Below are 20722 nucleotides of genomic sequence, written 5' to 3'. Positions count from 1 at the left end.
AATTACTGGTCCTTGGGGATTGGTTTAAGTGAAGGAAAGAGAATCACGTCGCGAATACTTGGTACACCGGTCAGCATGATGATCAGGCGATCGATCCCCACACCCATTCCACCTGCCGGTGGCATGCCATGCTCAAGCGCCAGAAGGAAGTCCTCGTCAATTTTCTGCTGCTCCTCGCCGGCCTGCCGTTCCAGCTGCTGGCGCTGTACTGCCGGATCATTCTGCTCACTGTAGGCCGGGGCAATTTCCTGCCCGTTAATGCAGAGTTCAAAGACTTCCACGGTGTCAGGATCGTCAGGCGAAATTTTCGCCAAGGGCACAAGCTCCTTGGGAACATGTGTGACGAAGGTCGGCTGGATCAAAGTCGGCTCAATGCGCTTCTCAAAGACAGCGTTGGTCACCTCAAAATCCTCGCGGTTGGGATCCACCTCGATTTCCTCCTCCTCGCACCAGGCCAGCTTCTCCTCCTTGCTCCGGCTGAACCATTCCGGGTCACCGGTCTTTTCAATAATCAAGTCCTTGTAACGGGCTTCCCGCCACTCACCACCCAGCTCAATGACGGTCTCGTCGTAACGGGTGATTTTTGTTGTCCCAAGCACTTCCTCACAAATCGCCTGCACCATTCCGTGGATCAATTCCATCATGCCCCGGTAGTCGCTGTAGGCCTGGTAGACCTCCAACATGGTAAATTCAGGATTGTGACGGCGCGAAAGGCCCTCATTGCGAAAGTTGCGACCAATTTCGAAAACCCGGTCCATCCCGGCGACCAGCAGGCGCTTTAAATACAACTCAAGGGCGATGCGCAGGTAAAACGGACAGTCAAGGGCGTTAAAGTGAGTCGTGAAAGGCCGGGCTGCTGCCCCACCCGCCTCAGAAGTAAGGATGGGCGTCTCCACTTCCGTGAAATCCTTTGATTCGAGGTAATTGCGGATGCAACGGATGATCTTGCTCCGTGTCTGAAAGACTTTTCGCGAATCTTCGTTACTGATCAGATCGAGGTACCGCTGGCGGTAGATCTGGTCATCATCCTGCAGGCCGTGCCACTTTTCCGGCAAGGGCCGCAGCGACTTGCTGACAAGGGAAAACTCCTGCACGCGCAAGGTGATTTCGCCCGTCTTGGTCTTGAACAATGTCCCCCGCATTCCAATGAAATCACCCAAATCAAGCGACTTCTTGAAGAGATCGTAGGCTTCCTCGCCGACAATGTCCTTCTTCATGTATATCTGAAGGGTTCCAGCGCGGTCGAGAATACGGGCAAAGCTGGCTTTACCCATTTTCCTGATGGCCACAAGGCGCCCGGCACAACTGACAACGGGGCTGTTCTCCTCGTCCTCAATCCATGCTCCTGCTGCCTCGGCACTCGTATGTGTCTGGTCCCAGTTTGTCCGGAAGGGATCAATCCCCTTACCGCGTAGTTCTTCCAGCTTGGCCTGGCGTACGGCAAACTGGTCGGATGTTTCGATTTGCTGATCCTTCATCTGAATCAGCCAAGTTGGGTGCTTTTATCTATCATGGCAACCGGTTTTCCCCTTAGGGACAGACACTTTTAAAATTGCCCCGAAAGCCGGGCTCAAAACACCTAATTTTGACCGTTTATACGCCTTGGAGCATTTCTCCCGTAACTTCATAAACTTCCTTATGAATGCCGCCCTGACCGCCCTTAATGGATTTCTACTCGCTCTCTCATGGTATGCGGAACAGGGAACGACTTACACCGTGCAGACATCCGGAAACCTGGTCGATTGGATGACCTTGCCCTTTGTCTTTACCGGCCGGGACTCCATTGAGTCCCTTGCGCTTGAGGCAAACCCGTCTCCCGTTTTCACCCGGATCCGGTCCAATACAAATGGTGACACCAATGAGAACGGGCTACCCGATGTCTGGGAGCAGCAGACTTTCGGCCGGCTCGATATCAATGCTTCCAGTGACCCGGACGGGGATGGATTGAGTACTTACATTGAATGGCTGAACCAGACCGATCCACTCGATTACTACAATGGCGACCAACCAAGCATCCACCTCTCCTGCGGAAGCGAATGGCTTGTTCGAGCAAATCAGCTCTCCACCCAGTCCCTCTCCCTTTCCCTGCTGGACAAAACCGGGCGGCCGATCGTAGGCGCGCCGGTCTGTCTTCGTCTGCAGAGCGGAAGCGACGGGCTTCTACAGAAAGGAGATCCTGTGAGTTCAGCTGTTCCCGAGATGCTTGCCTACACGGATGATCTGGGACGACTCCATCCAAGTCTGCATGCCATTCACTACGCGGCCAGCACGCTCCCCGATCAGGATGAAGTCCTGATTATTGAAGCAGGTAAGGCTTCCGCGGAAATCCGGATTCATGTCATTCCGGGCGAAGGGAATGGGCCCCCGCGTGGAATCATGCGGACCGTGCTGGCTAATCAAACCCTCTTCACCTGGAAGGGCGACGCCGCCGATGCCCTCTCATTCCGCGTGGAGGAAAAGGCAAGCTCCGGGGATTGGATCCCTGTTCTTGAGCTGACTGATCAGGAAATACCCGATGCTGATCCGCAAACAGGCCTCTACGCCTTTTCCAGCACCGCTCCCTGACGCCCTCACCGTATCCAGAAATTTCAAACTGTCTTCTCCTCAAAGCCCCATGCCCCGATACACCGTTTTGATCATCACTTTCTGCCTCCATTGCGCATCAGTTGCGGAACTACCTTATGGACCCATTCGCGCTGCGTATGAATTTACCTACGGCGACGCCTACTCCGCGGCAGTAGAACTGCCAGCTTACCGGATTGTCGACCTGGGAGCCGGTATCACGCCCGTGTCCATCAACGATTCCATGATGATCCTGATGTCCACAGATGACAAAAAGCTCATCCAATGGGGTGGCGGGGAGCGATCCATCATGAATGACAACTTCAGGTATTCAGACTGGGCCCGCCTCAATGAGGAAAAATCCGTCGTCACCACCAGCATGACGCCTGAGAATGAATTTGAAATGCGCTTCTGGCTGGAGGGAGACGCATCTCATTGTCTTGTCGAAAACGAAGACTGCCTGCCCTACCCGCCCTATTACTGGTGGCCTTATGCCTTTAATGATCAGGACCAACTGGTTTTACACCAGGAAGCTGAATCCGGTTTCTTTGCCTTTGCGCCCTACACGCTCCGTATCGAGACCGATCTGCTCAACCTGCGATCCGGCACATGCGAGGAGCTTTCGTCATATGAATATTATATCGATGAGAACTATGACCTGCATCAGGGCGGCATCCTGTACACGGTGAATGACATCAACAATTACGGCGAAACAGTCGGCGAGGTCTACTCGGACAGTGCTTTCTCGGACGACTCTGGCATCACCTACTACCATCAGGATCAATATTTCGCACTCAACAAGGAGACCGTCCTCGACTTTGAACCGCTCCAGATCACGGACATGGGAACGGTTCTGGGCCGTTCCCTCGGGCCGCAATTCGGTCTGGTGATTCTTGATCAATTCGGGCAGCGGTCGATAGGTCCTGTCCTGACCGAGCTTGAATCCGTGGTGCCCTGCATCAGCAACCCACTCGACGGGCTGGAGGAAATTGTCATTGAAAACCACTACTGGAAACGCATGTCGGAAACGGACTTCTCAGGCAGGCCCACCGGACAGCCATCACCTGACTTCTGGGAGGGCAGCATTGATAACCTGATCATGGATACGGGGTCATGGGCCCAACTCAAGGCAACCTGTATCAGTGCAAGCGGAAGGATTGCAGGTACAGGCCGCTTCTTTGACTGGGCCACCTTCCAATGGGAAGATCGCGGCTTTCTCTTGATGCCCCAGCTGCTCGTCCCCGATTGGGACCGGAATGGAACGATTGATATTACGGATCAAAAACAGGCGGCAAAGAATTTCCCGTGGTACTTCTGGGTGAATGACGATGATGATTCCGGTGACCTCGCCCGGTCATGGGCAGATGACATGCCGGAATCCGCCGATGCGGACTGGGAGTCCCCCGGCGTCGACGGATTACGGGATGTGGTCGACTTCTTTCCGGTGCACTTGGACATTCAGGACTTTCTGGCCGCCGTCGAAAACATCGATGATGTGGAAGTCAGTCTTTCCCAGGCCGATGCCGCGCTCAATTTTGTCTACACCAGCCTTTTGCCGGAAGAGATGGGAAAGATTCATGAATCCCGCCTGGAGACCGGTTTTGGACCCCTTTTCTCATCTCCTTTGGAGAGCGCCGAGGTGCAGGCCATCTCCTCCCAGGCAACGATACTGTCAGCTGCATTTATTCGCCGGATCCGGGATGAGAACCGTGGTGTTCTCCTGATGGAAGGGGCTCATCCATCGACTGAACCACTTGTCATGAATTACCACTACAGAGGGGATCTGGTTTTCTCATGTGAGCTCCCATTATCCATTTCTCCAGTCGGGGAGATGTTCCGGGTTGCCAACTTGCGGAATGTCGATCCGAAATTCTCACAGGCTGATCCCGGCCCCTGGCCCACCGATCTGGGCGAGCCACCCAACCTGCCCGATGCATATCTGAGAAGCTTCAAGGACAGCCTTCCCACCCTTGTGCATATCCATGGCTACAACTGGGGCGGAGATCAGGCACCGGCAGCTCATGCGGAAATTTTCAAGCGCTTTTTCCAGACAGGCTCCTGTGCCCGTTATGTCGGCGTCACTTGGTTTGGCGATGAAGGGACGCTCGAGCTCATTGGCACATCCTTTGACTACAATGAGAATGTCATCAATGCCTTCATCACGGCTGGCTACCTGCCGGAGGCATTGGCAACCCTTGCCGCACCCCTCACTTCGGTCTTCGCACACAGCTTGGGGAACATGGTCGCCTCCAGCGCCATCGTTGATCATGGATGGAATGTCCTCAACTACTTCATGCTCAATGCCGCTGTCCCGACCGAGGCCTACCTCGGAGAGCAGGAGGATCGCCGCAAAATGGTCAATCCGGATTGGAAAGACGAAGGGTCAGACCAATCGGATTATCCGGAATTCCTCATGCCGTCCTACTGGTCAGCCCTCTTCCAGCCGGATGATCACCGGTCACTGTTGAGCTGGAAAACCCGCTTCGGCGGCGTTTCAGGGAATACAATCTGCCATAACTTTTTCTCGACCGGGGAAGACATCCTCCGTTCAGGCAATGGCGATCTGCCCGCACTCTTTGAGGATATCTGGAAGACCGAACTGATCTGGGTTTACAATGAAATGGTCAAGGGAACGAGTACCCTGGCGACAAGCCTGACCGGCGACGTTCACGGTGGCTGGGGTTTCAACTTTTCCCACATGGACTGGATCAACCCCGGAGGGGCGGCACATCCTCCCGCGGGGGAATGGATCCGGATGCTCCCGGCAGAAGCAGCCTTGATCGATCCGGAAGAGCTGATCACAGAGCCATTTTTCAGACCCTTTTCCAGCGGTGATTCCGATTTTCCGGATTGGTCAGATGGTTCATGGCTTTATGGGAACAAGGAGGAAGCCAATGCCCACCTGCCTCCCGCTTCCTTTGTTGGTGCCTCTCCCAATGCCATCAAGAATCACGCGAAGATTCTGGCCGAGGGGTTGCCGGCCCATTCCGCACCAGCTGGTTCAAACAGCCTGCCAAAACTCCCCCTGCTTCTGAACTATGATCTGGATAAGGTCATCCGCCAGGCCCTCTTCTGGCCATTTAGGAGTCCGGCGGAGAAACAGGACCGATGGCTCCACAGCGATTACCTGAATCCTGCCCTGCCCTTTGTCGCCGAACTTTACCGAATCTGTGTTAAATCCATAAACCCGTAAATACATGAAAATCCCGATACTCTTCACAACTATTCTAGCCCATATGGTCCTCGTTGCCCAATCCCCCTCCAACTTGCCAAGCCTTGAGCTGACAACAGTGACGTTTACCGTTGTAGACCCGGCAGGCCAACCCGTTGAAGGCGCACGGATTGAAGCATCGCGCTACGGGCCGGGCAATGCTGAAGGAAAGACCGATGAAAGCGGGCGTGTCTCCCTGCAACTCTCAAAGGGTCGAAGCCTTACCGTGTATGTATCCAAAGATGGATACTACAAGACCGGCGGAGAGCTGTTTCGCGGTGGACTTTATAAAGGTCCGGAGAGAAAACTGATTCCACGGGAAATCGCTGACGCCTATACGATTGAATTGAAGCCGGTCCTGGATCCGGTCTTCATGCAGCATCGCCGGATCAGGGGAAACGCCCCCGCGGTGGACAGACCGGTCGGATTCGATTTACGGGTCGGTGACTGGGTCGGGCCGCTTGGAAAAGGCGTGACGGAAGACATGTTCTTTCATTTCCACGATGTCTATGTTGATGGAGAGACGTTTGCCGGAACGATGACAATCACCTTCCCAAACGAAGGCGATGGAATCCAGGCCTTCCAGGCGGCGCGTCCCTTTTCAATGGAATTTGGCAGCAACCTTGCCCCGCCCAACAGTGCTCCCCTGGATGGCTATGAGGCGCGGCTCTCCTACTCCATGGCACATCAGGAAGGCGATCCCTACCAGAGTTATCAGGAGAAGGATCGTAACTACATCCTGCGAACCCGGACTAAAATGGATGCCAGCGGCCGGATACTGGAAGCCTGCTATGGCTGGATCCAAGGCGAGATTGAGTTTGATCCGCGAGGAGATGAGGGCCCGGAGCTTGTTTTCAGCTACTTTTTCAACCCGGATACCGATCCGGATGCCCGATCCCTTGAATATAACCTGCACAGGCCCCGCAAATAGCTGGTGGCAGTGAAGCCTAAAGTTTGGTTGATTCCACCAAGAGTGGATTGAAACGGGAAATTGTTTAAATTCCTAACTTTCTATTAACCAATGCTTTACAGGTATTCACCTTCATTGTGGCACGGAACCTTCTAGTAGAATTGCATGCTATCATTGATTCTTGCCACCAGCCTGATTGCCCTTGGGCTTCTGGGGACACTTTTGCCCATCCTTCCGGGAACCGTCATCGCGTTTTCCGGTATTGCGGTTCACAAACTCCTTCTCGGGGAAGCGTCTGTCTCGTGGGAGTTTGTCGCCATTGCGCTGGGAATAACGCTTCTCACCCTTGTGATTGACGCATGGTGCACATGGTGGGGAGCCCGCCGCTTCGGTGCCTCATGGAAAGGGGCCCTTGGGGCGGTCCTGGGCGGGATCTTCGGGCTGCTCTTTTTCAGCCTGCCGGGCTTGATACTCGGGCCCATCGTCGGGGCTGTCCTGTTTGAACTGCTGGACAACCGGTCCGGACCCGAGGCGGCCCGCGCTGGTGCGGGAACAGTCGTTGGAGCCCTGATCGCGTTTGTCCTGAAAATCGGGCTCACCACCGGAATGGTCGCCGCCTTTTATATTTCCCTCATGGCCTGATCATATGCCGGAGCCAGTTCGCTCCAGTCATATTGCCTGAGTTGGCCGCTGAGTGGACACGGCTTCCGCCAGTCGCCGGAAGTGATCAAGTCCACAAGCATTTCAATGGCGTCTGATTCCGTCTCAAAGAAAACAGGCGCGTCCGCAAAATGCTCCGGATAGGCAAGCCGATTGGGCAGGACGGGGTGGCATCCACAGTAGACTGCTTCGACGACGCTTCCCCCGAAAAAATCCTGGATGGCCGTAACAGGGAGAATGTCCGCCTCCCAGAGCCAATGAGCATAGTCCGAAGCACTCTCGACAGCACCCAGATGGAGGACGCGGTCACCCAGGCGCTTGATCTTCTCCATAATCCCCTCGTCTGCCTCTTCGAGTTTCTGCCCGAGCAGGGCGATCTTGAACGGAATTTGCCGGTTCTGGAGCTCCAGGAGAATGTCCATGAATCCCTGAGGGCACTTGTCGAATTCCCAACGATGATTCCAGAGGAGCAAGGGTTCCCTGTTCACTGGTTTGTCCTGCCCTGGCTTGAGCTGGTCCAGTGCGTGCAGGTCCATGCCGAGCGGAAGGGCGCGTGACTTTTGTTCGATGCGCGCGATCGTCTCCATGTTCTGATGGTCCGGAAAACGGCCAAGGAATGCCGGGAGGGATTCAAGGAATGAGCGCCGATGGAATTCAGAATTAAAGAAGACTGCCGAAGAAGCCAGGGCAGTTGTGTAATTGATATATCCGTAATGCAGGTCACGCCCCGCTTCCCTGTCGGTATCGGATGGGGAAAGCGGATAAGAGATCTGGTTCTCATGAAAGTAGCTTGCCACGGGAGATTCAATCCCGGCTTCCCGTGTCAGGGAAATGAATACAGCGACATCCATCAGGTCATTCGCAAGGATCAGGTCATACCTTTCTCCTGACTCAATCAACTGGCCGGCAAAACTCACCGCGGCCCCGTGCATCCGCCATTTCCAGTGCCGGGGCGGAAGGGACAGGATATCCACCCTGTGACTGGAAAACCGCTTGTATTCATCCGCCCAACGACGATGTGAGCCACCATAATAGGGCTCAAGAAGGCAGATTTTTAAACAGGCACTATTCATTGAAGGCATTCCGCTTAGAGGATGGACGCATTGGTGTCCAACAAATGCCACCGGAAACCTGTGTTTCGATTGCCTGAACAGGCTGGATGAGCCATACTATTAAGCATGGGGATTCTGGATTGGATCAAGGCCAATGAAGTTCTGCTCAGCTTGCTGGGGGCTGCCAGCCTGCTCATGTTCCTTGGATCGCTGCTGATGATACCAATCATTGTCGCCTACATACCGGAGGACTATTTCCTTCGTCTAAAACAGAATAAATTTCCCCGCAAGCCGCTACGCCAGATTGGTCATATCCTGAAAAACCTCATGGGCGGGATTTTACTTCTAGCGGGTATCTGCATGCTCCTTCTCCCAGGACAAGGAATCCTGACCATGCTCGTCGGAATCAGCCTGCTTGATTTCCCGGGAAAGGCACGGCTGCAAATACGTTTGGTCCGCCTGCGAAGGGTCCGCAAATCAATTGCCTGGATCCGGCACAAAGCCGGTCGCAAGCCGCTGATTCTGCCAGATAGTGACTAAGAACCAGAGGGGATCGGCTACCCGCCCACGCGGTCCAGGACACTGGCCTCGGTTTCCGTACGGAACTGCCGCGTGTAGAGCGCATAATACGGGCCCTTGCGCGACATCAGTTCCGAATGGGATCCGTATTCAAGGATTTGACCACGTTCAATAACGAGGATCTTGTCGGCCGAGCGGATTGTTGAAAGCCGGTGAGCAATAACAAAACTGATCCGCCCATGCAGGATCGCGTGGAGGCCAGCCTGGATAAGCGCTTCGGTTTCGGTGTCGATGGAAGAGGTTGCCTCATCCATGATGAATATCTGCGGATTCGCCAGAATGGCCCGGGCAAAGGAGACCAGCTGCTTTTGTCCGGTGGAAAGCCGGTTGCCGCCCTCGCCGACATCCGTCTCATAGCCATTTTCCAGCTTTTCAATAAAGGCGTGGGCATTGACCAACCGGGCCGCTTCCTCGATTTCCTCCTGCGTTGCATCCAAGCGCCCGTAGAGAATATTCTCCTTTACGGTTCCGGCAAACAAGTGCGGAGACTGAAGCACAATCCCCAAGTTGGATTGGTACCAATCAAGGGAACGTTCACGATACTCAATACCATCAATATAAATTCCGCCACCGGTTGGTTCGTAGAAGCGTGCAAGCAGGCTCACAATGGTGCTCTTGCCTCCGCCGCTCGCCCCGACAAGGGCAATGGTCTCACCGGGATTGATGAGGAAATTGAAGTCCTCAAGTATTGGCTCGTCCTCCTTGTAGGAAAAACTGACGTTGCGGAATTCTATCTGCCGGATTGTTTTGGAGTGGCCATCCTCCGCCAGCGTGGATTCAGGGGCGCTCGCCTCGCTGGTGCTGAGCCGGGAGAGGACCGCGTCGCTGTCACGAATCTTGGGCTCCGTCGCCAGCAGGCTCAGCACGCGCTCCCCAGCCGCTTGCGCACCCTGTAACTGGACAAGGATTGCGGCAATCTGGTTGATGGGATCAAAAAACTGACCGGAATAAAATATAAACGCGATCAGGGTCCCCAAGGTAAGGGATTCCGCCAGATAGTCCCCTCCCCCGATCCAAAGGACCAGACCCGCGGCAACACTGCCGATCGTCAGGACAATCGGAAGGTAAATGGCCGACTGGATCGCGTTCAGGACGGAATAGTCGTACATCTTATCCGAGAGTGTGGAAAACTCCTTCAGGTTGGTCTCTTCGCGCACGAAGGTCTTGGTTGTTTTCAATCCTTGGATTCCCTCGCTGAATGAGGCTGTGATAAAGGAATTGTACTGCCGTGTCTTCCGCGAGCTCAGGAGAAGCCGCTTCTGGAACCATGAGCTGATCATCATCAATGGCGGGACAACGCTGAGGACAAGCAATCCAAGTTTCAGGTTCAGGGATAACAGGATCACCGAGATGGCCAGAATAAGGCTGCTCGCCCATACCAGATCCAGAAAGCTCCAGGCAATGATTCTCGAAAGCTTGTCACAATCACTGGTCAGCCGCGATATCAACCAGCCGGTGGGCCGGTGATCAAAGTAGGCAAACTCAAGCTCCTGGAGCCGCTTGAAGGTATCGCGTCTTATATCGTGACTCATGTGATGGCTCAAGCCGCCAGCAAGAATGATAAAACCCCAGACGCCCAGGACAAGCGTCAGGGCCAGCCCCATGTACGCCGAGACATAGGGAAGCACACTGAAGCCTTCTTCCATGCTGGAGACATCGTCGATGGCCCAGCGGGTCACGAGGGCAAAGCAGGCTTCACAAGTGGCAATGGTCACCGCAAGCAAAGCAATTCCCACCAGAAAGCGCTTGTATGGGTAGGCATGCCGGAGCACCTGATGCCAGAGCTTCCAGTCGAGTCGGTTATGAAATGTGTCTTCTTCGAGATGCATGCCGTCAGTTCTTCATTGTGAAGGGTTCCATCCCTCCCGGTTCCTCCTTGTTCTGGATGTGCCAGAGGCGGCGATACAAACCGTCGCTGCGACAAAGCTCTTCATGAGTACCTGACTCGACGATTTTCCCCTGGTCCATGACGATCACCCGGTCGGCATGCGACAACGTCGACAAACGGTGGGCAATGACAATTGTCGTCATCTTTCCATGACGCTTCCGCAAGGCATCAAGAATGATTTCCTCGGTCTCGGTGTCGACCGCACTCAATGCGTCGTCCAGCAACAAGACCGGCGCCTCGCGCAAGAGCGCCCGGGCAAGGGCGACGCGTTGCCGCTGGCCGCCAGACAGCGTCACTCCACGCTCGCCCACCAAGGTCTTATAGCCGGAAGGAAAGCTGTGTATGGTTTCATGAATATGGGCCATCTGGGCCACCCGGGTAATTTCTTTCTCACGGGCGGATGGACGGCCGAGCCTGATATTCTCAATGATAGACTTGGAAAAGAGAAAGGGTTCCTGCATGACTGTCGCGAATTGTTCACGACACCAGATCCGGTCCAGCTCCTTCATTTCAACACCATCAAACTGGATGCTCCCGCTCTGGTAATCATACAGGCGTAGAAGCAAATGAATCAAAGTGGACTTCCCGGATCCGGATGGGCCGAGTATGGCAAGGGTTTCCCCGGGCCTGACTTCAAAGGAGACCTTCTCCAAGGCGACCTGCCCTTCCTGGTGGGAGAAGGTTACATCGCGTGCCAAGATATGGCCGCGACCGGTTGGAAGGCCATGATCAGGCGTCCCTCCCTCCTCAGCCTCCTCAAGGATTTCCTCAATGCGCCCGATGGCGACGGTTGATTTACCCAACTCAGTCAAGGTTCTCCCCATCTGGCGGACCGGCCAAAGGACGAGGTTCAGCAACATGATGAACGCAAAGAGCGTCCCCACAGTCAGTGAACCAGAAGAGATAAAGTGTAGTCCAATTCCAAGGACAAGCGCGTTTTGCGACAAGGCGACAAAGTCCGAAATGGACCAATAGATTGCCATTAAGCGGATGAGGCGCAGCCCAAGATCGCGGTAATTCTGGTTGGGCCCACTGAATTTCTCTATTTCGAAAGCCTGACGACGAAAGGCCCGGACAACGCGCAAACCGGTCAGGTTCTCCTGTACCACGGCCGTCACTTTGCCCTCCGCTTCATCAAAGAGCTGGAAGAGGTAGCGAACGCGCTTGATATAAAAATACCCGAAGGCGATGAGTGGTCCAATCAAGGCAAAGCTGACAGCGGCCATCCGTGCATCAATCATGAACATGAGCGGAATCGCCGTTCCCATCAGAATGAGAGCATGACTGACCTCCACCACTTGCGTGCTGATGGCCATCCGTAGGGTTTCCACATCAGAGGTGCAACGCTGGACGAGATCACCCGTCTCAGCCTTGTCGAAAAAGCGCATCGGAAGGCGTTGCAGGTGACCATAAAGCCGGTTTTTCAATTTCCGGGCGATCCCGTCAGATGCCTCGGCGGCAAGCTTCCCCTTCATGAAATTGAACAGGCCGGCCCCGCAGGTCAGCCCGAAGATCACCAGACCAGCCGCCCAGAGATGACCAGCCAGCCAGTCCTGCTCGACGGTCCTGCGGAAAAAATCCACCACACGGCTCTGACCGGTCCCGCTCTGGAGGGCATAATCAATGGTCCCGCTGGCGACCAGCGGTACGAGAAAGCGCAATCCGGTCCCCGCCAGCATGCACAGGATGGCCAAAATGAACCGTGTCCGGAATCCAGCCATGAGCGACCAGGCAATCCGGATGACCTCCCGGACAGGGCGCGTGTTTGAACTGCGATTTTCTGAATCCACTCCTCTTGCCTTCAAAAAAAACGGTCCGGACCTATCCAGACCGAACCGATTTTTTTTAACTGTAATGATTAGGTCAATGCCCAACTAGCGCAGTCGACGTTTGAGCAAAACCAGTCCTGCAGCAAGGAATCCAAGAACCAGCGCAGCCAGTCCCGGCTCAGGCACAATCACAAAGGCCTGCTGCAGGGAAGTTCCGGTTAGTGGATCAAACAATTCCTCCCACAAATCAGCCGGAGGCAGGAAGGAAACAGAATCGTCATTCCATGCATCCAGTGAAGTCTTCCAACCAAACTCCAGCCCCTCGGTCGTGATGACGTGAATTTCCAACCAGTAAATGGTGCCTTCCTGCTGAATAAACTGAGCGTTCGGATCAATCGAAACGTTGTACTGGAAGTACTCGGAATGATCGCCGGGAAGGACCAATCCTTGCTGTGGATCATACCAGCCCTGTGGACTCGGAAGCTCGTTGCGTATACTTACCAGAGCAGGATCATGATCGGAGGTCTGGTATTGCCAGAGGAAAAATGACTCAGGGTGGCTGTAAGGCAAATCCACCCCAGCCGGTACGTCCGGGTAGATGGTTAACTGAATATTCTGAAGATCCAGCAGCGGATCCACAAAAACATCACCTCTCCAAGACCCCCAGAAGTGAATATCCGTGATCGGACCACTTTGTGTGCAGAGAAAATCATCCGCCACAAAGTTATTCTGGCTTACTTTAATATCCCATCCGACTGGATCCGGTAATTGTGGAAAGTGCATCTTATGCACGTCTCCCACCATCCAGTCAGCTTGCAAGGTTCCACACAATATAACCAGTGTGGAGCCGATTATTACCCGTACCATCGCATTCATCCGTATACCCTTCGTTGAGTTAGTGCGCGATGAAATCTAATAATCCCATTGCCTGATGGAGACAAGGGATCAATGGGGGGCCGAGCGGTTTATTAGTCCCGCTCGGGTATGGCATGATGGAGCCTAATTGGGAATGGAAGACGCAAAAAAAGGAGTATTCGGTTACCCGAATACTCCTTTTGATTATTAAAGGCTGATTAAGCCTGAACCGGAAGATTTAGCGATAACGCTGACGGCCACCATCGCGACCACCAAAGCCGCCACGGCCTCCGCCGCCGCCACCACGCTTGAAGCCACCGCCTCCGCCGCCGCCTCCGCCGCCACCGAATCCACCGGACCGGGGCTTGCGCTCTTCAGCTTCGCGGACGCGCAACGGGCGACCTTGCAGTTCGTTATCGTTGAGGCCCTCTACAGCAGCCTCAGCTTCTTCACGGTTTGGCATTTTAACAAACCCAAACCCACGGGAGCGGCCAGATTCGCGGTCCATAATGACCCGAGCTGACTCTACTTCACCGAATTGTGCAAACGCCTCATTCAGGTCTTCGTCCTGAACTTCATAGGCTAGATTTCCTACATATATATCCATTTAATCTACTCTAACTAAGATGCGCACCTTTTGAAACGGCTCCAGCAGGCGATGCGCATCCTGCGTGAAGCAACTTGATTATTCGATCGATGGGCCCCACAGGGTTCCGTTTCCGGACTCTCAGAATTGCCTATTAATCGACTGAACGCCATTAGATGCAGGAAAGAGCCCGCCCTGCAACTGTAATAATCAGCTTTATTCAGTATCCGGCCGCCTGCCCATCCTTGCGGCTTTCACTGGCTCCGGCATAGACGCCGGTTTCCGGATTCCGCCAGATGGCCTGATATCCCCCAAACTGGCCGCTCCCCGCTTCCAGGCAGTGGCCACGATCCTTGAGAGAGTCGATGACTTCCGGGCTAAAACCGGTCTCAAGGACCACAATACCGCCATTCTCCATCAATCCGCCCCGCGGGTTGGAATCACCGGAATGGACCACCCGTGGTGCATCACCAGCCTCTTGGAGTCCCAGTTTGAAATCAACCAGGTGACAAACAATCTGGGCATGGGCTTGCGGCTGGGTATCGCCTCCCATCACCCCGAAGGCGCAGAGAGGCTTTCCTTCCCGGGTGATGAAAGCGGGAATAATCGTGTGAAAGGGCCGTTTACCGGGCGCATAGACGTTGGCATGGCTTGGATCCAAGGCAAAGGAAGCACCACGGTTCTGGAAGCCAAACCCGAGTCCGGGCGGGCAAAGCCCTGACCCGATTCCCCAGTAATTGCTCTGGATAAAGGAGACCATGTTGCCCTCAGAATCCGCCGTACAGAAATATACCGTATCCCCACGCTTCAGCACTTCAGGATCCGGGATGACCGATGGGGCCGCCTTGTCCATCATGATTTGCCGGCGCTGGGATGCGGCATATTCCTTTGAGAGCAAGCGCTCCAAAGGAACATCGAAAAAGTGCGGATCGGCGTAGCAGCGGGCCCGGTCAGCAAAGGCCTGCTTTTTTGCCTCAACAAAAAGGTGAACAAACTCAGCCGATCCGAATCCCATCCCGGCGAGGTCGTAACCTTCAAGAATGTTGAGCATCTGCAATGCGGCCAAGCCCTGTCCATTGGGAGGTAGCTCCCAGATATCGTAGCCGCGATAATTTGTGGAAATTGGATCCACCCATTCGGACCGGTGCCCGGCAAAGTCCTCCTCGCGGAGGAATGAACCGCTTGCTTCCAGAAAGCCTGCCATTTCCCGGGCCAGTTTGCCGGTATAGAATCCGTCACGCCCCTCGCGGGCCAGGAGTCGGTAGGTTTCCGCCAATGCAGGATTGCGCCAGACCTCTCCCTTGGCGGGGGCCCGTTCACCATCCACGGTGAAAGTGTCCAGAAAGCCGGGAAAACTGGCGCGCAACTCGATGCTTTTATTCCAATAATAGGCAATGACCTCAGAGACCGGAAAACCCGATTCAGCATACTCAATGGCCGGGGCAAGAACCCTCTCAAAGGGGAGATGTCCGAATTTCTCGTGCAGGGTGAACCAGCCATCCACACATCCGGGGACAGAGACGGAGAGAGGGCCCAACATGGGGATGTGCTCCTGCCCGGTCTTGCCAAGAGCCGACCGCATATCGTCAAGGCTGGCACTGCGCGCGCTGCGTCCGCTTCCGTTCAGCCCGTGAAGGGATTGTGACTTGGCATCCCAAACAATGGCGAACAAGTCGCCACCGATACCGCAACCGGTGGGTTCCATCAGGCCAAGGCAGGCATTGACGGCAATAGCGGCATCCATGGCACTGCCGCCTTCGCGCAAAATTTGCAGGCCCACCTGGGTGGCAATGGGTTGGCTCGAGGCCACCATGCCATGTTGGGCTAACACCTCACTTCGGGTTGCAAACGCCTTTCCTGAAATCCGATCTGCCATGCGAAAAGGATGCCTTGGAATTCATCTTTCGCAAGGTCCAACCCGTGAAAGAAAGGCTTGGCATCAGGATGGGATCCCCAAGCATCAGGCCCAACCCGAAATGGAATTAAAGCACCTCAAAGTCGTATGTGGAATTATTGTCCACAAGGACCGGATCCTCGCTACCCGCCGGGACCCGGGCCGGGCCTTTCCCCTGCTCTGGGAGTTCCCCGGAGGCAAGATTGAGGCAGGTGAGTCCGGTGAAGAGGCATTGCATCGGGAACTTCTGGAGGAGTTGTCCCTCAAAGTGAAGATTGTTCAGCCGCTGGAACCGGTTGAGCATCGGGAGAACGGGCATCATCTGATCTTAATTCCATTCCTCTGCAAGCCAGCACAGGAACAAGCGCCTGTCCTTCATGAGCATGTGGAAATGCGTTGGGCCAATTTACAGGAATTGCGCAGGCTTGAATGGGCCCCGGCCGATATCCCAATTGTCGAGACCCTCCCCCAATTCCTTCAATCCTCCAGTTGATTGCCTCCTCAATTTGCATTTTTGGAGAAGCCGCATACACGTTTCCTCCATGACAGAGAGCTACACATTTCATGTCCCGCTGAAGGAAATCTGGGTCAAAGCCGTCAAGCTTTACCAGGATGGCAATCGCGACAGCAGCACCTATTTCAATACTGGGGAAACAGCCTTTCTCGAATCAATCGGCCACACTGCCCAGGAGGTCTTCGACTTTGCCGAGGACTTTGTGAACGGGGGCGAGCCTGATTTTGAAACCTTCCTGCTGGTCGCCTCACTGCGCCGATTCTACTTTCTACACGTCATGAAGGGCGATAAGAGCGATGTTGTCGTCGACACGGGAGACCTCCCGGCGAAAGATCTCTCGGTGGCCGGAATCGACTGGTTGCCGCGGATCATGCCCAAGGCACGGGCCAAGCTGCGCGGGGAGATGTCCGACGATTTGATGTACGGCTGCGGCGGTGACCGGAAGTTTTTCAAGGCCAACAACCTGCATCCGGCCGAATTCCTCGCTTTTGTCATGCAAAATTTTGATAACGACGAGGCGATTATTGACTTCGTGGCCAGCGGTTCGAAAACTGCTGCCCATTCATGAAGCCAATTGAGTTGATCAAACAGAACGCGGAGGCCCTCTACGGAGAGGAGCAACTGCTCGAGAAGCTGGCCACCGGGAAGCGCCTGAAAGTGAAACTGGGTGTGGATCCCACGCGCCCGGACCTGACTTTCGGCCACATGGTGGTCTTCAACAAGCTCAGGCAGTTCCAGGACCTCGGCCACGAGGCCATTCTCATCATCGGGGACTTCACCACCTTGATCGGTGATCCATCTGGCCGGTCCTCCACCCGGCCGGTCCTTACCGAGGAGGAAATAAAGGCCAACGCGGAAACGTATGTCAATCAGGCCTACAATATCCTTGATCCCGACAAGACGACTGTGCGTTTCAACTCGGAATGGTTCAACGACATGTCATTCAAGGATTGTCTGGGCCTCGCGCGCAAGATGACGGTGGCCCGCATGCTTGAACGGGATGATTTCTCCAAGCGCTTCGGTTCCAATACGCCGATCTCGATCATTGAATTCCTGTATCCGCTGGTTCAGGGCTACGACTCGGTAATGATCGAGGCGGATGTCGAGCTGGGCGGAACCGACCAGACTTTCAACTGCCTCGTCGGGCGCCAGCTCCAGAAGGAGGCCGGGCAATCCGAGCAAGCCGTATTGACCCTTCCACTACTTGTTGGAACCGATGGAACCAAGAAGATGTCCAAATCGCAGGACAACTATATCGCCTTTAATGATTCTCCCAAGGAAATGTTTGGTAAGATCATGTCGATCAGCGATGAGGTCATGTGGGACTATTACCATCTCCTCCTCCTGAAGGCGGATGAAGAGGTCAAGGTGCTCAAGGAACAGCATCCAATGGAGCTCAAGAAACAACTGGCATCAATCCTCACTTCCATGATTCATGGCGAGGGGGTTGGCGAACACGAGCGCGGTCAGTTTGAACAGGTTTTCTCGCAGAACAAGCGACCGGACGAAATGCCGGCCTTTAACTGGGATGAGCTTGCGGATGAGGAATCACAATCGCTCTTGAACCTGCTTGGCAATTCCAAGCTGATCCAGAGCAAGAAGGAGGCTCGGCGCCTCATCCAGCAGGGTTCGGTCAAGGTCAACGATGTGAAGGAAACCGATCCCTTCAGCATGCTCAGCAGGCCTGATGACCCGATGGTGATCCAAGCCGGCAAGCGGATCTTCCTCGAGATACGTCCCTAGAAGGGTTTCAGCCTTTCCGGGATTGGACAGCTGGATGCCAGCCTTCTGACCCACGCCGGGAGACAGGAGTTTCCCCTTCATCAAGCTGGTAGAGGTGTATCCACTTGTTCATGACAAGTTGATGAACAACCTCGTGGTCTTCAATGACCTTGTCGATAGCTTCCCTTGGGGCCTGGATAAACACACTCAACCGGACAGGCTCGTGAATCCACTGCTTGCCATCATGCAGGGATTGCAGGGAAAGTCCCGTCCGGAGGTCGCCCCCATTCCCGGTGAAAACCCCGATTGTCCCGCCAACGACATTATGCAGGACCTTGTTTCCGCTCCCATAGCGCTTGTTGTCCACAGTGGAGGCGTAATACTGCATGTTGATCCAATGGGTGACGATCATCGGGGCTGTCATGATCAGCTCAAGCACTTGAAAGCCCGAATCACGTTTCCAGTCGTAATCATGAAGAAAGGACCGACCAGCAAGATCGAGGTGGGCCGTTCGTTTGCGGGGGGCGACAATAAAGCTGGAATTGTTGGCCAGTCCCCATTCCGGTCGGACTTCCGACCAATCACGGCTGCGACGACGATACTTGCCGAGCAAGCCGGGTTTTCCCGCCGGTAATTGAAGGCTTTCAGCCCGCTCTGCCCGTGCACGGTCCCCGGCCTCTTTCAACCAGTGCTCAAGCTTCTGGACAGATTGGACCCATTGGGGACCGACTTCATCAAGATCAAACAGGCGGACCTCATCGGTTGTGGTGTTGTGCAGGCCAGCTATGAATCGTGTCGACTCAGGAATGTGGATTGCCTCCTTCTCCAGCCCGGAACGGACAGATGGTTCATTGAGAAGCGCGGCGAGCACCCGCGCATTGACTTCCCCGGTCTGGCCGCAGCAGGCGCCACAATCAAGCCCGGCTGCATGCGGGTTGTTATCACTCTGGCTTCCGTGACCTGTCAGAAGCACAAGTTCGGGAAAATCTTCGGTCAGGGACATGGCTCGAAGAATCCGGGCGGCAAGGGCCACGCGTCCGGAGATCTCTTCTGGACTGCCGTTGCCAACCAGACGCGGCTTCAATTGCGCCGCCTCACGCTCACGCAGGCCCTTGACAGCCTGACTGGCGGATCCGCCGAGCAGACCGTCCTTGATGAGCTTGAAGGCGTACAGGAGACCGGCTGCCTCGACGTAGGAGAAAAACGCCGTGCCGGCCGTTTTCAGATGCCCGGCTATGGAGCTCCCGATCAGTCGCTTGCGTCGCTTTCCGGCAATCGTATGACAAACTTCATCGCCTTCGCTGCAACAATCCCCAGCCTTCAATACCGGGGCAAGTAATCCGGGTAGTTGTGGTTTCACTACATCAAGGCCCGCGCCCTGGTAACTCAAGGGCAGCCCGAAAAAGCCGGCAAACCCGCCTGTGCGGATGCGTGGATCGACTTGTTCAAGGGCCCGCCTGAAAACTTCTGAGCGCACATCAATACAGAAGAAGGCGCGCAGCTCCGGTTTAATTTCATTGCTTGACTTGGGCACAGGCAGGGAAAGGCGGTTTACGAGCTGCTTCTGAACGGAAATTTCGAGTGCCCTCTGCCATATCCAATCCAGCTCCTGAGACTCGCGGCACATCGGCTTGAGGGCTTTCCATGACTCAACATTGCCCAACCATCCATAAGCTAATCCCTCCTGCTCAGCGTGTCGAAGAAGCACCCATTCCCATGCAAGGCGAATCGCCAGCAAGCCGATCAGATGGTTGCTGCTTCCCTCATGGGAATTGTCAAGGCGGTCCTGCCAGCGCAAGTAAGCACACCAGGAGGCCCAGCCGTTGATACTCAACAGGAGCGCTTCCAGGTAGTCCTGTTTTGCGGCGCAAGGAATCTCCAGCGCATCAAGGCTCTGTGCAATCAGCTGCTCAGGATCCATTGGCAAATCCTCAAAAATGGAGCCAATACCCGAGACGCCCATCAACAGCCCGATACCCCGCTCATGTCGAACCATCTCAAGCCAAGTGGCATAAATGTTCGATTCGGTCGACATTCCCCAGCTCGCCTGACCCCGGTCGAAGTATGCCGCGCAAAACTGGCTCATCTGGTGGGTCACTTCATTCTGCCACGACATGTTGTGCTCAAGGTCCCGTCGCATGTCGATGAAATGAGTCATCAAGCGCATGCTGACAGTAAATGACGAAGTCTGCAGATGGGCGGAAAGCTCATCTACCTTCACGCCGATTCCGCATTCCCGTGCAGCAGCCAGCAATTCAGATTGCCCGATGGTCCCGTCATTCCACTTCGCCCGATAATATTTGCGCGGCATCAGAAAGTTGGTCCCTGAGAAGAAGGCTATCTGATTGGAACACTCTTGAAAGGGTGTATCAATCCGTTCCCACCACGGGTTCACCGCAATGAACTGATCCAGTGGCCAGACCGGGGCAATCCGCTCAACGGCCGCCTTCGCTGCTTTTAGGGAATCGCTGTGGCGACTGGCCTGATTTGATTGATTGAATTTGTCGGAAATCTGCATGA

General features: G+C 54.8%; 16 protein-coding genes. 8 read left to right on the top strand and 8 right to left on the bottom strand.

The genetic code is table 11. The annotated features are described in order from the left end of the window. Nucleotides 1–2: 2 nt before the first annotated feature. Nucleotides 3–1478 carry a lysine--tRNA ligase gene (gene lysS / locus G0Q06_RS03565; protein ID WP_163962535.1) on the bottom strand — a complete coding sequence of 492 codons (1476 nt, stop codon included), beginning with the start codon at nt 1476–1478 and terminating at the stop codon, nt 3–5. A gap of 160 nt (nt 1479–1638) precedes the next feature. Here lysS and G0Q06_RS03560 point away from each other — a divergent pair, with 160 nt between their 5' ends. The 4 genes from G0Q06_RS03560 to G0Q06_RS03545 all read left to right on the top strand — a co-directional run bounded on the left by G0Q06_RS03560 (nt 1639) and on the right by G0Q06_RS03545 (nt 7325). Then, complete coding sequence (locus G0Q06_RS03560) at nt 1639–2565, top strand: hypothetical protein (protein WP_163962533.1); 927 nt, start codon at nt 1639–1641, stop codon at nt 2563–2565. Between the two features lie 49 nt (nt 2566–2614). Continuing rightward, on the top strand, nt 2615–5755 hold the full coding sequence (locus tag G0Q06_RS03555; protein WP_163962531.1) for an alpha/beta hydrolase: 3141 nt from the start codon (nt 2615–2617) through the stop codon (nt 5753–5755). Between the two features lie 4 nt (nt 5756–5759). Then, complete coding sequence (locus tag G0Q06_RS03550; protein WP_163962529.1) at nt 5760–6704, top strand: carboxypeptidase-like regulatory domain-containing protein; 945 nt, start codon at nt 5760–5762, stop codon at nt 6702–6704. 144 nt (nt 6705–6848) lie between these two features. Further along, nucleotides 6849–7325: a DUF456 domain-containing protein gene (locus G0Q06_RS03545; RefSeq protein ID WP_163962527.1), complete on the top strand. Its 477-nt coding sequence runs from the start codon at nt 6849–6851 to the stop codon at nt 7323–7325. Here the strand turns inward: G0Q06_RS03545 and G0Q06_RS03540 are convergent. Beyond that, nucleotides 7304–8416, bottom strand: a complete 1113-nt coding sequence (locus G0Q06_RS03540; RefSeq protein ID WP_163962525.1) for a tRNA-queuosine alpha-mannosyltransferase domain-containing protein — start codon at nt 8414–8416, stop codon at nt 7304–7306. The genes G0Q06_RS03545 and G0Q06_RS03540 overlap by 22 nt on opposite strands. A gap of 105 nt (nt 8417–8521) precedes the next feature. Between G0Q06_RS03540 and G0Q06_RS03535 the strand changes: the two genes are divergently transcribed. Continuing rightward, complete coding sequence (locus G0Q06_RS03535; RefSeq protein ID WP_163962523.1) at nt 8522–8935, top strand: PGPGW domain-containing protein; 414 nt, start codon at nt 8522–8524, stop codon at nt 8933–8935. A 17-nt stretch (nt 8936–8952) separates the two neighbouring features. Here G0Q06_RS03535 and G0Q06_RS03530 read toward each other — a convergent pair whose 3' ends face one another. The 5 genes from G0Q06_RS03530 to ggt all read right to left on the bottom strand — a co-directional run bounded on the left by G0Q06_RS03530 (nt 8953) and on the right by ggt (nt 15948). After that, nucleotides 8953–10803 (bottom strand): ABC transporter ATP-binding protein, encoded by a 1851-nt coding sequence (locus G0Q06_RS03530; RefSeq protein WP_163962521.1) that lies wholly within the window; start codon nt 10801–10803, stop codon nt 8953–8955. Nucleotides 10804–10807: 4 nt separating this feature from the next. After that, nucleotides 10808–12652 carry an ABC transporter ATP-binding protein gene (locus G0Q06_RS03525; RefSeq protein WP_338045103.1) on the bottom strand — a complete coding sequence of 615 codons (1845 nt, stop codon included), beginning with the start codon at nt 12650–12652 and terminating at the stop codon, nt 10808–10810. An 84-nt stretch (nt 12653–12736) separates the two neighbouring features. Beyond that, nucleotides 12737–13507: a DUF7901 domain-containing protein gene (locus G0Q06_RS03520; protein WP_163962519.1), complete on the bottom strand. Its 771-nt coding sequence runs from the start codon at nt 13505–13507 to the stop codon at nt 12737–12739. A 217-nt stretch (nt 13508–13724) separates the two neighbouring features. Then, nucleotides 13725–14093: an RNA recognition motif domain-containing protein gene (locus G0Q06_RS03515; RefSeq protein ID WP_163962516.1), complete on the bottom strand. Its 369-nt coding sequence runs from the start codon at nt 14091–14093 to the stop codon at nt 13725–13727. Between the two features lie 199 nt (nt 14094–14292). Next, nucleotides 14293–15948, bottom strand: a complete 1656-nt coding sequence (ggt, locus tag G0Q06_RS03510) for a gamma-glutamyltransferase (RefSeq protein WP_163962514.1) — start codon at nt 15946–15948, stop codon at nt 14293–14295. Nucleotides 15949–16048: 100 nt separating this feature from the next. On the opposite strand from ggt, the gene G0Q06_RS03505 reads away from it, so the two are divergent. From G0Q06_RS03505 to tyrS, 3 genes are read left to right on the top strand one after another with little or no spacing between them, the layout of a single operon-like run. Continuing rightward, on the top strand, nt 16049–16459 hold the full coding sequence (locus tag G0Q06_RS03505; protein WP_163962512.1) for a (deoxy)nucleoside triphosphate pyrophosphohydrolase: 411 nt from the start codon (nt 16049–16051) through the stop codon (nt 16457–16459). Between the two features lie 49 nt (nt 16460–16508). Further along, on the top strand, nt 16509–17048 hold the full coding sequence (locus G0Q06_RS03500) for a DUF5069 domain-containing protein (protein ID WP_163962510.1): 540 nt from the start codon (nt 16509–16511) through the stop codon (nt 17046–17048). Beyond that, entirely contained in the window at nt 17045–18223 is a 1179-nt protein-coding gene (tyrS, locus tag G0Q06_RS03495) for a tyrosine--tRNA ligase (RefSeq protein ID WP_163962508.1), read from the top strand. The genes G0Q06_RS03500 and tyrS overlap by 4 nt, the downstream gene beginning before the upstream one ends. 7 nt (nt 18224–18230) lie before the next feature. On the opposite strand, the gene G0Q06_RS03490 is transcribed toward tyrS, so the two are convergent. Then, on the bottom strand, nt 18231–20720 hold the full coding sequence (locus G0Q06_RS03490; protein WP_163962506.1) for a YbcC family protein: 2490 nt from the start codon (nt 20718–20720) through the stop codon (nt 18231–18233). Nucleotides 20721–20722: the final 2 nt, after the last annotated feature.

The organism is Oceanipulchritudo coccoides (genome assembly GCF_010500615.1).
GTDB classification, from domain to species: domain Bacteria; phylum Verrucomicrobiota; class Verrucomicrobiia; order Opitutales; family Oceanipulchritudinaceae; genus Oceanipulchritudo; species Oceanipulchritudo coccoides.
Note: the sequence above shows the minus strand (reverse complement) of the source record. Positions and strands in the feature narration are given on the sequence as shown.

Excerpts from the sequence above, each read along its gene's own strand:
- lysS (WP_163962535.1), bottom strand. The coding sequence starts at position 1,478 with ATGAAGGATCAGCAAATCGAAACATCCGACCAGTTTGCCGTACGCCAG.
- G0Q06_RS03560 (WP_163962533.1), top strand. The coding sequence starts at position 1,639 with ATGAATGCCGCCCTGACCGCCCTTAATGGATTTCTACTCGCTCTCTCA.
- G0Q06_RS03555 (WP_163962531.1), top strand. The coding sequence starts at position 2,615 with ATGCCCCGATACACCGTTTTGATCATCACTTTCTGCCTCCATTGCGCA.
- G0Q06_RS03550 (WP_163962529.1), top strand. The coding sequence starts at position 5,760 with ATGAAAATCCCGATACTCTTCACAACTATTCTAGCCCATATGGTCCTC.
- G0Q06_RS03545 (WP_163962527.1), top strand. The coding sequence starts at position 6,849 with ATGCTATCATTGATTCTTGCCACCAGCCTGATTGCCCTTGGGCTTCTG.
- G0Q06_RS03540 (WP_163962525.1), bottom strand. The coding sequence starts at position 8,416 with ATGAATAGTGCCTGTTTAAAAATCTGCCTTCTTGAGCCCTATTATGGT.
- G0Q06_RS03535 (WP_163962523.1), top strand. The coding sequence starts at position 8,522 with ATGGGGATTCTGGATTGGATCAAGGCCAATGAAGTTCTGCTCAGCTTG.
- G0Q06_RS03530 (WP_163962521.1), bottom strand. The coding sequence starts at position 10,803 with ATGCATCTCGAAGAAGACACATTTCATAACCGACTCGACTGGAAGCTC.
- G0Q06_RS03520 (WP_163962519.1), bottom strand. The coding sequence starts at position 13,507 with ATGAATGCGATGGTACGGGTAATAATCGGCTCCACACTGGTTATATTG.
- G0Q06_RS03515 (WP_163962516.1), bottom strand. The coding sequence starts at position 14,093 with ATGGATATATATGTAGGAAATCTAGCCTATGAAGTTCAGGACGAAGAC.
- ggt (WP_163962514.1), bottom strand. The coding sequence starts at position 15,948 with ATGGCAGATCGGATTTCAGGAAAGGCGTTTGCAACCCGAAGTGAGGTG.
- G0Q06_RS03505 (WP_163962512.1), top strand. The coding sequence starts at position 16,049 with ATGGAATTAAAGCACCTCAAAGTCGTATGTGGAATTATTGTCCACAAG.
- G0Q06_RS03500 (WP_163962510.1), top strand. The coding sequence starts at position 16,509 with ATGACAGAGAGCTACACATTTCATGTCCCGCTGAAGGAAATCTGGGTC.
- tyrS (WP_163962508.1), top strand. The coding sequence starts at position 17,045 with ATGAAGCCAATTGAGTTGATCAAACAGAACGCGGAGGCCCTCTACGGA.
- G0Q06_RS03490 (WP_163962506.1), bottom strand. The coding sequence starts at position 20,720 with ATGCAGATTTCCGACAAATTCAATCAATCAAATCAGGCCAGTCGCCAC.